The organism is Streptomyces sp. NPDC057424 (assembly GCF_042803315.1).
GTDB lineage: Bacteria > Actinomycetota > Actinomycetes > Streptomycetales > Streptomycetaceae > Streptomyces.
This window is the reverse complement of the sequence record NZ_JBHVCP010000002.1, coordinates 377,139-388,384: the sequence shown is the minus strand read 5'-3', so window position 1 is coordinate 388,384 and position 11,246 is coordinate 377,139. Positions and strand designations below refer to the sequence as shown.

Genomic DNA, 11,246 nt, shown 5'->3' with positions numbered 1-11,246 from the left:
CGAACAATTTTTGGGAAAACCCCCGCATCTTCTGATGCGGGGGTTTTCTGCGTTTAGGCTCGAAGTCATGCGCTATGAACTCGTGATCTTCGACAATGACGGCGTGCTCGTCGACAGTGAGCCCATCTCCAACCGGTTGCTCGCGGCGTACCTCACCGAGCTGGGGCACCCCACCTCGTACGAGGAGTCCATTCGGGACTACATGGGGTCGGCGATGCACCGGATTCATGAGCTGGTCCTGGAGCAGACAGGACAGCGGTTGCCGGAGAACTTCGACGACGTCTTTCACGCGCGGGTGTTCGCGGCGTTCGAACAGGAACTGGTGGCTGTGGACGGCGCTTCCGACGTGCTGGAGAAGCTGGCGGCGGACGGGGTGCCGTACTGCGTGGCGTCCTCCGGGAGTCATGAACGGATCCGGGTGGGGCATCGGACGACCGGGCTCGACCGGTGGTTCGACGACGGGCGGATCTTCAGTTCGCAGGACGTCGGGCGGGGAAAGCCGGCCCCCGACCTCTTCCTGTACGCCGCCGAGCGGATGGGGGTCGCGCCGGAGCGGTGCGTCGTCGTCGAGGACAGCCCGCTGGGCGTACGGGCGGCCGTCGCAGCGGGGATGGACGTCTACGGGTTCACTGCCATGACGCCGGCGGAGAAGCTCGCCGGGGCGGGCCGGCTCTTCTCCGACATGGGGGAGCTGGCCGACCTGCTGGTGTGAGCCGTTCCCGACGCTTCGCCGAAGCTGAGGAAAATTCATCTTTGGCTGGATCTACCCACGGGTAAGCCGGGGCCCTACGCTCGCCGCCATGACTGATGTGCTGCGGCGCGGCAGGGGCTCGTTGGCGTTCAGCTTCCTGGTGCAGGGTGTCGCGTTTGCTCTGCTCGTGACGAGGATCCCGGCCATCCAGGACCGGTACGGGGTCTCCGACGCGCTGCTGCCCGCGTTCCTGGCCGCCGTGCCGATCCTCGCCGGGGTCGGGAGTGTGACCACCGAGCGGTTGGTGAAGCGGGTACCGCCGAGCCGGCTGCTGCGGTGGTCCCAGCCCGTGGTGCTGCTGGCGCTGCTCGGGGTCGGGGCCGGGGAGCGGATGGTCGAACTCGGGGTCGCGCTGGCGGCGTTCGGGCTTGCCGTCGGGGTGCTGGACGCGTCGATGAACATGCTCGGGGTGAGCCTGCAGCGGTCCTACGGGCGCAGCATCATGCTCAGTTTCCACGCGGCCTACAGCCTGGGTGGGATCGTCGGGGCCTCGTTGGCGTGGGTGGGTGCGCACTGGCATCTGGCGTTGTGGGTGTCGTACCTGCCGGTCGTGGCGGTACTGCTGCCGACGGTGCTGGTGGGCAGCCGGTGGTACGCCGACGACGGGGATGCGGCGCCGGTGGCGGAGGAGAAGGCGGGCGAGGGCCAGGTCGTCGCCTTCAAGTTGCTGCTGCCGTTGTGTCTGGTGATGACGGTCGCCTACATCGGGGACTCGACGGTCTCCAACTGGAGCGCGAAGTACCTGCAGGACGTGCTCGGGTCTTCGGAGCAGATGGCGACGGTGCCGTACAACGTGTACATGGTCACCACGCTGCTGGGGCGGACGATCGGGGACTTCGGGGTGCGGCGGTTCGGGGCGGTCGCGGTCGTGCGGGGCGGGGCGCTGGTGGCGGCGGGTGGGTTCGCCGTGGTGGCGGCCGCGCCCGGGGCGTGGGCCGGGATGCTGGGGTTCACGCTGCTGGGGCTCGGGCTGTGTGTGCTGGTGCCGCAGACGTTCGCGGCGGCCGGGAGGCTGTTCCCCGGGGCTTCGGACGCTGCCGTGGCACGGCTGAATGTTTTCAACTATGTGGGGTTTTTGATCGGTTCGCCGTTGGTCGGAGCGCTCGGGGACGCGTGGAGCTATCGCGGGGCCATGCTCGTGCCGATGGTGTTGGTGCTGGTGACGCTGGTGTACGCCCGGTCGTTCGCGGCTCAACCGGACCGATACGGTGGCGGGCATGAGCGGCCGCGCACAGTTGATGTGGGACGAGGCAGTAACGGGCTATGACTTCGGTCCGGGGCATCCGATGGACCCGGTCCGGCTCGCCCTGACCCGGAGGCTGGTCGACGCTTTCGGGCTGGACCGGGAGGTGGACGTGGTCGCCGCGAAGGCGGCCGGGGAGTCGACGCTGCGGCTCGTCCACCGGGAGGACTACATCGAGGCGGTCAAGGCCGCGTCGGCGGATCCGGGGGCTGCGGACCAGTCGTACGGGCTGGGCACGATGGACGATCCGGCCTTCGCGGGGATGCACGAGGTGTCGTCGCTGATCGCCGGGCAGTCGGTGGGCGCGGCGGAGGCGGTGTGGCGGGGGGAGGCGCTGCACGCGGTGAACTTCGCGGGCGGGCTGCACCACGCGATGCCGGGAGGTGCGTCCGGGTTCTGCATCTACAACGACGCCTCGCTGGCCATCGCGCGGCTGCTGGAGCTCGGGGCGGAGCGGGTCGCCTACATCGACGTCGACGTGCATCACGGGGACGGGGTCCAGGCGGCGTTCTGGGAGGACCCGCGGGTGCTGACGGTCTCCCTGCACGAGCATCCCCGGACGCTGTTCCCGCAGACCGGGTGGCCGGAGGAGACCGGGGCGGACTCCGCGGAGGGCTCGGCGGTGAACGTGGCGCTGCCGGCCGGGACGGGGGACGCCGGGTGGCTGCGGGCGTTCCACGCGGTGGTGCCGGAGCTGATCGCGGACTTCCGGCCGCAGGTGCTGGTGACGCAGCACGGGGCCGACACGCACTTCGAGGATCCGCTGGCCCATCTGGCGGTGTCGCTGGACGCGCAGCGGGCAGTGCAGGTGGCCTGTCACGACCTGGCGCACGAGTACGCCGACGGCCGGTGGGTGGCCCTGGGCGGGGGCGGCTACGCGGTGGTGGACGTCGTGCCGCGCTCCTGGACGCATCTGGTGGCGATCGCGGCGGGCCGGGCGGTGGAGCCCGGGGCGGTGATCCCCGAGGGCTGGCGGCAGGAGGTGTTCGCGAGGACGCGGCAGTTGGCCCCGGGCCGGATGACGGACGGGCGCTGGCCCGTCGCCTGGACCGGCTGGGAGGAGGGCTACGACCCCGCGGACCGGCTCGACCAGGCGGTGCTGGCGGCCCGGCGGGCGGTGTTCCCGCTGAGGGGGCTGCTGGCGTGAGGGGGTGACGCGGGGCGGAGGGCCTGCCGTTTGGATCACGCCGCAGACGCGGCGCTGAACAGCACCGCCGTTTTCCTGCCGCGTGATCCAAACGGCAGGCCCTAGCTAGGCTAGGCCGACCGTGCGGTGTTCGCGGGTTTCGGGGACAGGTGGAGTTCCGGTCGCGCACGATCTCCTTGTGCTGACCACCGAAGCCCTGCGTGCGCACCTGGTGGGCGCGCGGCTCGCCGGGACCGTGGCGACCTCGCGGGAGGAGAGCCTGCGCAGTTACCGGCTCTTCGCTGCCCGGGACCCCCGGGTGATGCTCGGCATCGATCCCGAAGGTGCCTGGAGGCAGCGGGAGTTGATCGAGCTGATGGCGGACCGGTGCGGTGTTTCGGCCGATTCCCGGCAGGTTTCCGGTCAGGACGTGATCGATCCGGAGCGGACCCTGGCCGCGCTGGACGCCTTCGCGGAGCGCCTCGCCGAGGCCGCCGGGCGGGGTGCTCCCGTGCTCCTCGGTACCGGGCACCCGCACCGGCTGCTCGGTTTCTACGGCGCTCTGGCAGACGCGCTGTCGGCGGCGGGATGTGCCGTTCTCACCCCCGCGCAGGGTCGCCGTATCGACATAACGACCCGGTTCGGCCTACGTACGTACAACCTCGACTACGTACGAGGAGTCGCGCTGGTGCGGACCCCCGGTGCGGAACGCCCCGGTTGTGAGCCCGGCGCACATACGCACTCACCTCTCCCGGTTCGTACCGTACTGGCCGCTTGCGCCGAGGCCGGCGGGCCCCTCCCCGACCTGGTGATCGGGGACCACGGGTGGGTCTGCGGAGCAGGTCAGCTGGGGTTCGAGGCCATCGGGCCGGCCGATACGGACGACCCGGCGCTGTTCGTGGGGGAGGCCGAGGGGTGCGTGTCCGTCGTCGTTCCACTTGATGACGGCGTGCGGTCTGATTACTACCTGCCGCTTACCCGCTACGTACTCAATCGGGCGTGTCTGTCACAGTAGGTCGCCGATGGCTGCACCTCTTCCCCACTCGCATCACTGGCCCCTACATTGGGGAGTGAGCACGCAGCGACGAAGAGTCACCGGAAGGGGAAGCCGGTGGCCGTCGAGTGCGGAAGGTTCAGGTGTGTCATGGCTGCAGCTGGCGAGAGGCCTCTGAACGAGGTTCAGTTCCTTACCGTGGCGGAAGTCGCCTCGGTGATGCGAGTGTCGAAGATGACCGTGTACCGGCTGGTGCACAGCGGTCATCTGCCCGCGATCCGTGTGGGGCGGTCCTTCCGCGTCCCGGAGCAAGCGGTTCACGAGTACCTCCGCGAGAGCTATGTGGGGGTGGAAACCGCCTGACGGCTGGGGCGGGGTGATCCCTCACAGGGCACTCGGGATCACCCTGGCCCCTCGATTACGACCTCAGCGCCCGGACGGGTAGGCTGGCCCCTCGTAGGTCGTGTGGGCCCCGGCGCCCAGCACCGAGTGATGAGAAGTGAGCGAGGGTAGTCGTGGGCTCTGTTATCAAGAAGCGGCGCAAGCGGATGGCGAAGAAGAAGCACCGCAAGCTGCTCAAGCGCACGCGCGTCCAGCGTCGCAACAAGAAGTAGGTTCGCGACGCGGACGCCGCGAAAGCGTTGCTGTGGCCCCCCACCCATCGGTGGGGGGCCACACGCATATCCGCTCCCGCTCCCGGCGGTCCCGGTCACCTCGCGCATCGGGCGGTCATCACAGCGCGACGACAACCCGCTAAGTTGGCCCCACGGGGGAACGCGGCGGGGGCAAGAGGTTCTGGAAGGAAGGCGCTGATCTTGGGCAAGGTCGTGCTCGTGACCGGAGTGGCCCGCCAGCTGGGGGGCCGGTTCGTCAGGCGGATCCAGCGGGACCCCGACGTCGACCGGGTCGTCGCCGTGGACGCGGTGCCGCCCGAGCACCATCTGGGCGGTGCGGACTTCATCCAGGCCGACATCCGGCAGCCCACCATCGCGCGGGTGCTCGCCGAGACGGGTGCCGACACGATCGTCCACCTGGACGTGACGGGGACGCCGCTGGGCAGCGGCAACCGGGCCTCCCTGAAGGAGACCAACGTCATCGGCACCATGCAACTGCTCGGCGCCTGCCAGAAGTCCCCGTCCGTGCAGCGGCTGGTCGTGAAGTCCAGCACCAACGTCTACGGCTCCGCGCCCCGCGACCCGGCCGTGTTCACCGAGACGACCCCGCCCAAGTCCCTGCCCAGCGGCGGCTTCGCCAAGGACACCGTCGAGGTCGAGGGGTACGTCCGCGGCTTCGCGCGCCGCCGCCCCGATGTGGCCGTGTGCGTGCTGCGGTTCGCCAACATCCTGGGCCCGACCGCGGACACCCCGCTCGCCTCCTACTTCGCGCTGCCGGTCCTGCCGACCGTGTTCGGCTACGACCCGCGGCTGCAGTTCGTGCACGAGGACGATGTGATCGAGGTGCTGCGGATCGGCTCGCACGAACCCCGGCGGGGCACGCTCAACAGCGGCACCTTCAACATCGCCGGCGACGGCGTGCTGCTGCTCTCCCAGTGCTCCCGGCGGCTCGGGCGCCCCACCGTGCCCCTGCTGCTCCCGGCCGTCACCTGGGCGGGCTCGCTGGTGCGTACCCTGGGCATGACGGACTTCTCGCCCGAGCAGATCCGGCTGCTCACGCACGGCCGGGTGGTGGCCACGGGCCAGATGCGCGAGACGCTGGGATTCCAGCCCAAACACACGACCGCGGAGACGTTCGCGGACTTCGCCCGCAGCCAGGGCCCAGGACTTCTACCGCCGGAGGCCCTTGCGGGGGCCGTCGACCGGATCGCCGGACTGCCCCTCGCGGGCGGCGGACACCCCCCGACGCAGAGCGCCAACTGAGGAGCGCATCAACGATGGCGGACGCCAAGGTCATTCCGTTCGACGACGACCGGTCCCGGGGGAGCGCCGCTCAGCGTCCCCAGCGGCGCCGGAGCGCCGGGAACCGCCGCCCGGGCGCGGAGTCCGTGCCGGTACGTGAGGTGCAGCCCCTGCCCACCAGGGCTGTTCCGCAGGATGATGTTCCTGTGACTAGTGAGGAACAGCCGCCGCAGCCGTCCCGGAACGACGAGGGCGGGCTGGACCGGCGGATCGCGAGCGGCCTTGCCTTCCTGCGCCGCCGCCTCACCGGGGACTACGAGGTCGACGACTTCGGCTACGACGAGGAGCTCACCGACCAGGTCCTGATGTCCCTGCTGCGCCCGCTGTACGACACGTACTTCCGGGTCGAGGTGAAGGGCATCGAGAACATCCCGTCCGAGGGCGGCGCCCTGATCGTCGCCAACCACTCCGGCACGTTGCCGATGGACGGCCTGATGCTGCAGGTCGCCGTGCACGACAACCACCCGGCGGGCCGGCATCTGCGCCTCCTCGCCGCGGACCTGGTGTTCATGCTGCCGGTGGTCAACGAGCTGGCCCGCAAGCTCGGTCACACTCTGGCGTGCGCCGAGGACGCGTCCCGGCTGCTGGAGCAGGGCGAAGTGGTCGGGGTGATGCCGGAGGGCTTCAAGGGCCTCGGCAAGCCCTTCGCGGACCGCTACAAGCTCCAGCGCTTCGGCCGTGGTGGTTTCGTCTCGACGGCTCTGCGCGCGGGGACGCCGATCGTGCCCTGCTCGATCGTCGGGGCGGAGGAGATCTATCCGATGATCGGCAACGCCAGGACGGTCGCCCGGCTGCTGGGCTTCCCGTACTTCCCGATCACGCCGACGTTCCCGTGGCTCGGGCCGCTCGGGGCGATTCCACTGCCGACCAAGTGGACGATCCAGTTCGGCGAGCCGATCCCCACGGACGGCTATCCGCCGGAGGCGGCCGAGGACCCGATGCTGATGTTCAACCTGACCGACCAGGTCAGGGAGCAGATCCAGCACACCCTCTACAAGCTGCTGGTGCAGCGGCGGTCGGTCTTCTTCTGAGACTGCCCGCGTACGACTGAGACTGCCCGCGTACGACGATGGGGGCGCCCTTGCCGAAGGGGCGCCCCCATCGTCGCCGTCTAGTCCGCGTCCTCGCTGTCGATGCCCAGCCCGGGCAGCAGCCCGGGCAGGAGCGGCGGGAGCGTCACATCCGGCTCGGGGACGGGTGTGCTGCCCTCCGCCGACGGGGAGGTGCTCGCCTCGCTGTCCTTCGGCGGGTCGAGCAGGCCGCCGGTGTTGCCGCCGAGCAGGCCGTCGCTGTCGCTGCCGGAGCCGGCCGAGCGGCTGGGGCTGTCGCTGCCGGTGCTGCCCTCGTCGCTGTGCCTGCCGTCGCTGTCGCTGGGGCGGGTCGAGCGGTCGGTGCCGGAGGAGCCGCTGGGAGCCGACTCGGTAGCGCCCTGTCGCGTGCCGCCGCCGCTCGTGGCCGGTGGCTCGGGCAGCAGGGACCGCAGCGGGGCGACGTCCTCGTCTATGGCGTCGAACACCGACGACACCTGCTCGCTGACGTCCCCGAGCTGGACGGGCAGTCGCTCGCGCAGTTCGCCCCAGGCCTCACGGTGGGAGCGGGAGAACGCGGACAGGGCCTGGATGGGGCCCAGCGAGTCCGGGTCGCGCTCGTACGCCTCGCTCAGCAGCCGATGGCCCTCGGACGCGTCGTGCCGCATGCCGGACAGGGCGCGGCGGATCTCGCCGAGTGACTCGTGGTCCAGGGGGCCGCTGCGGCCGCGCTCCATCAGGCGGCGGGCTTCGCTGAGCCGGGTGGAGGCGTGGTCGAGGTAGACCCGGCCGCGCTCGTCCGCCCCGTCGGCGAGGCCGAGCTTGACGTCCTCGATGCCGCGTTTGAGGCCGTAGAGCGAGTCGCCGGGCAGGGCGTCGGAGCTGGCGGCGGAGACTCCGCCGAAGGCGCTCGCGGCCACCCCGACACTGAGTCCGCCCGCGGTGAGGCCCTTGGCCAGCCGGGAACGCGGCCGGAGCTTCTTCAGTGAACCCGCGCGGTGCGCGCCGCGGGCCCGGGAACGCTGCTCGGGGACCGGACGGTCCGTCGCCCCGCCGCCCGCGGTGCCCTCCTGGAGCATGGCCTCGAAGGCGGCCACCAGCTGGGCCCGCTGAACGACCTTGACCTCCGGGTCGAGCTCCGGCTTGGGCAACGCGCCGAGACCCGAGGCGAGCGCCAGATGGCGGGCCTGTTCGCTCGGCTCCGCGGCGGTCCGGGCCGGTGCCGATCCTTCGGGCTGCTCGGCCGCCGTGCCCTGCTCGGACTGCTCCTCCAGGGCCTGGGCGAAGGCGTTCGCCCGCCGGTGCGCCGATACGTTCGCGATCACTGGCGGCACCTCCTCTCGTCATGACGGTCGACTCCCCAGGGGGTCCTGAGGGTTGCACACCCTGACGATGACCACACGATCGGGTGATCGGAGTCGGCCAGGGGGTGACCACAGGGAGCCTGCATCCCGCACAACGAGTGGCGCGGCACTTGGGTTACGGACGCCGGATGATCGGATGCCGAAGTCAACGAACTGTCACAGAGCGTGAGTTGGGTGTCGCCCATCGTGCGGGGCGGTCAGCGGGCGTCTTCCGGGAGGAGCCGGGCGAGGGTCCGGACGGCCCGGTACTGGAGGGTCTTGATGGCGCCCTCGTTCTTGCCCATCACCCGGGCCGTCTCGGCGACCGAGAGGCCCTGGAGGAAGCGGAGCGTCACGCACTCCTGCTGCTGGGGGTTGAGCCGCCGTACGGCGTCGAGCAGGGCGGCGTTGGAGAGGGACTCCAGGACGGAGTCCTCGGGGGAGCGTTCGACCTCGTTGGCGTCGAGCATCTCGCCGGTCGTGACCTCGAGGCGGAAACGGCTGGACTTGAAGTGGTCCGCGACGAGGTTGCGGGCGATGGTGACGAGCCAGGCGCCGAAGTCGCGGCCCTGCCAGGTGAAGGTGCCGATGCGGCGCAGGGCACGCAGAAAGGTCTCGCTGGTGAGGTCCTCGGCGGTCGCCTTTCCTCCGACCCGGTAGTAGATGTACCGGTAGACGGTGTCGCTGTACTGGTCGTAGAGGCGGCCGAAGGCATCGGACTCGCCGGCCTGGGCACGCTCCACGAGGTCCATCATCCGGGCGCTGTCGCTGTCAGCGGCAGGCCGGCGTGCGGTGGCCGCGCCGGACGGGCGCCCTCGTCTGCCGACCGCGGCGCTGCCGTCGGCCAGTGCGTAGCAAGGGCCTACGGGCGCGGCGGTGGCGAATGCGGGGACGGCGTACGCGGTGGGGACGAAGCCGCGCAACAGGTTTTGGACCGTTGCGCGCAGCGTAGCCAGGCCCGAGGCGTCAACCCCGACGTGTGGGTACACGGGACTCCCAGAGGCAGAGCTTCCATCACGTGCAGTGCGGGACCTTTCACCCGTCGTAGCGACGGAGGGGTACCGGTTTGCGTCTGAGGAGAATAACGCTTCGTGCAGGCACTGCTACACCGAGTTGCTCAAATCATCGATTACGTCGCTTCCGTAACCGATTGACGCCGGATCAAGTGCCGGAAAGTGAGCGGTTGTTGATGAGAAAGGTTCGGATGGCGGCCGAGTCCAGGGCGTGTTGTGGCCGTGTGCAGCCAAGAGGACTGGATACGAGGTTGTGGGGGTACGCCAGTTGGATTTACGGGGTTTGTCATCCCGTAAACGATGGTGTCCCGGTTTGATCAGATCGTCAGCGACGCCGGCGGTGCAGGGCGATGGCCGCCGCCGTGCCGCCGGCGACCGCGCCGACCCCCGCCGCGGCGGGGATGCCGACCTTGGCCGCCTTGCGGCCCGTGCGGTAGTCGCGCAGGCGCCAGTCCAGCTCGCGGGCGTGTTTGCGCAGCTTGCTGTCCGGGTTGATGGCGTAGGGGTGGCCGACCAGCGAGAGCATCGGGATGTCGTTGTGCGAGTCGCTGTAGGCGGCGCAGCGGCCGAGGTCCAGGCCCTCGGCGGCGGCCAGGGCGCGGACCGCCTCCGCCTTGGCGGGGCCGTGCAGCGGTTCGCCGACCAGTTTGCCGGTGTAGACGCCGTCGACGGACTCGGCGACCGTGCCGAGGGCGCCGGTCAGGCCGAGGCGCCGGGCGATGACCGTGGCGATCTCGACGGGGGCGGCCGTCACGAGCCACACCCTCTGGCCCGCGTCCAGGTGCGCCTGGGCGAGGGCGCGGGTGCCGGGCCAGATGCGCTCGGCCATGTACTCGTCGTAGATCTCCTCGCCGATCGACTGGAGCTCGGCGACGCGGTGGCCCTGGACGATCGACAGGGCCGAGTCGCGGGCCTCCTGCATGTGTTCGGGGTCCTCGACCCCGGCGAGGCGGAACCACGCCTGCTGCCAGGCGAACTTCGCGAGCTCGCGTGTCTCGAAGAACTTCCGCTTGTACAGGCCGCGTCCGAAGTGGAAGAGGGCGGCGCCCTGCATGACGGTGTTGTCCAGGTCGAAGAAGGCGGCGGCCTGGTCGTCGCCGTGCACCGGGAACTGCGGTTCCTCGGTCGTGCCGGCGGCTTCCTGCGTGGACTTGCGTGCTGCCTCCGCCGAGGCCTCGCCTGCCAAAACGCTCCGCGCCGTGGCGGAGCGCCTACGGGGAGTGAGCCATCCGAGAGCGGCCATGGCGTGAGCATAGCCATTTTGTTCGGGGGTTCCGGAGTCACGAGGTTGGGAGCCTGTGAACTCTCGGCAAGCGTGTCGTTAAAGATGCCGCGCGGGACGGACGCGGCCGGCGCGCCTGCCGGCGCTTTCGCGGGGGGTTCCCCTCGTCCCCGGGCGCGCGACAATGGCCCACATGAGTCCCCTCTTCCGTCGCAGGCCCCCCCGGGACCGGCTCGTCACCCTGATCCGCAAGCCGGGCTGTCATTTGTGTGATGACGCACAGGTCGTTGTGGAGAAGGTGTGCGGCGATCTCGGAGTCCCCTGGGAGCAGAAGGACATTACCGAGGATCGGCAACTGCACGACCAGTACTGGGAGCAGATCCCCGTCGTGCTGGTCGACGGCAGGCAGCACACGTTCTGGCGCGTGAACGAGGGCCGCCTGCGCAAAGCCCTGACCGAATGATCCCGGCCGCCCGGACGACTGACCGGTCAGTCCAAAGCGGCCGCCGGGTCGCTTAGGATCGACGGGGACTGGTCTCGGGGGCGGGATTCACAGAGGAGAGTGTGCGGTTTTGCCCCCAGAAGTTGAGGAACGGTGGCGCCTGTGTGC

Annotated in this window: 12 protein-coding genes; 9 read left to right on the top strand and 3 right to left on the bottom strand. The window is 70.2% G+C overall.

Annotation, left to right across the window (positions count from 1 at the left end):
* The first annotated feature begins 67 nt into the window (after positions 1-67).
* From ACFU3E_RS04020 to ACFU3E_RS03985, 8 genes are all read left to right on the top strand, one after another.
* The gene (locus tag ACFU3E_RS04020; protein WP_384151581.1) at positions 68-712 is read left to right on the top strand and encodes an HAD family hydrolase; all 645 of its coding nucleotides are present in this window, start codon (positions 68-70) and stop codon (positions 710-712) included.
* 88 nt (positions 713-800) lie between these two features.
* The gene (locus ACFU3E_RS04015) at positions 801-2,018 is read left to right on the top strand and encodes an MFS transporter (RefSeq protein WP_384151578.1); all 1,218 of its coding nucleotides are present in this window, start codon (positions 801-803) and stop codon (positions 2,016-2,018) included.
* A complete protein-coding gene (locus tag ACFU3E_RS04010) occupies positions 1,969-3,141 on the top strand; it encodes an acetoin utilization protein AcuC (protein WP_384151575.1) in 1,173 nt (390 codons plus the stop codon). The genes ACFU3E_RS04015 and ACFU3E_RS04010 overlap by 50 nt, the downstream gene beginning before the upstream one ends.
* 178 nt (positions 3,142-3,319) lie before the next feature.
* A complete protein-coding gene (locus ACFU3E_RS04005; protein ID WP_384151572.1) occupies positions 3,320-4,135 on the top strand; it encodes a phosphatase in 816 nt (271 codons plus the stop codon).
* A gap of 129 nt (positions 4,136-4,264) precedes the next feature.
* Complete coding sequence (locus ACFU3E_RS04000; RefSeq protein WP_004984898.1) at positions 4,265-4,477, top strand: helix-turn-helix domain-containing protein; 213 nt, start codon at positions 4,265-4,267, stop codon at positions 4,475-4,477.
* A 152-nt stretch (positions 4,478-4,629) separates the two neighbouring features.
* Positions 4,630-4,728 (top strand): 30S ribosomal protein bS22, encoded by a 99-nt coding sequence (locus tag ACFU3E_RS03995; protein ID WP_003948845.1) that lies wholly within the window; start codon positions 4,630-4,632, stop codon positions 4,726-4,728.
* Between the two features lie 201 nt (positions 4,729-4,929).
* Positions 4,930-5,991, top strand: a complete 1,062-nt coding sequence (locus tag ACFU3E_RS03990) for an NAD-dependent epimerase/dehydratase family protein (protein ID WP_384151569.1) — start codon at positions 4,930-4,932, stop codon at positions 5,989-5,991.
* 14 nt (positions 5,992-6,005) lie between these two features.
* Complete coding sequence (locus ACFU3E_RS03985) at positions 6,006-7,061, top strand: lysophospholipid acyltransferase family protein (RefSeq protein ID WP_384151566.1); 1,056 nt, start codon at positions 6,006-6,008, stop codon at positions 7,059-7,061.
* Between the two features lie 80 nt (positions 7,062-7,141).
* On the opposite strand, the gene ACFU3E_RS03980 is transcribed toward ACFU3E_RS03985, so the two are convergent.
* The 3 genes from ACFU3E_RS03980 to ACFU3E_RS03970 all read right to left on the bottom strand — a co-directional run bounded on the left by ACFU3E_RS03980 (position 7,142) and on the right by ACFU3E_RS03970 (position 10,657).
* Positions 7,142-8,383, bottom strand: a complete 1,242-nt coding sequence (locus ACFU3E_RS03980) for a DUF5667 domain-containing protein (protein ID WP_384151563.1) — start codon at positions 8,381-8,383, stop codon at positions 7,142-7,144.
* Between the two features lie 236 nt (positions 8,384-8,619).
* Positions 8,620-9,390 carry an ECF subfamily RNA polymerase sigma factor, BldN family gene (locus tag ACFU3E_RS03975; protein WP_384151560.1) on the bottom strand — a complete coding sequence of 257 codons (771 nt, stop codon included), beginning with the start codon at positions 9,388-9,390 and terminating at the stop codon, positions 8,620-8,622.
* Between the two features lie 349 nt (positions 9,391-9,739).
* Positions 9,740-10,657, bottom strand: coding sequence for an HAD family hydrolase (locus ACFU3E_RS03970; RefSeq protein WP_384151557.1), 918 nt, complete (start codon positions 10,655-10,657; stop codon positions 9,740-9,742).
* Positions 10,658-10,820: 163 nt separating this feature from the next.
* Here ACFU3E_RS03970 and ACFU3E_RS03965 point away from each other — a divergent pair, with 163 nt between their 5' ends.
* Entirely contained in the window at positions 10,821-11,099 is a 279-nt protein-coding gene (locus tag ACFU3E_RS03965) for a glutaredoxin family protein (protein ID WP_384151553.1), read from the top strand.
* Positions 11,100-11,246: the final 147 nt, after the last annotated feature.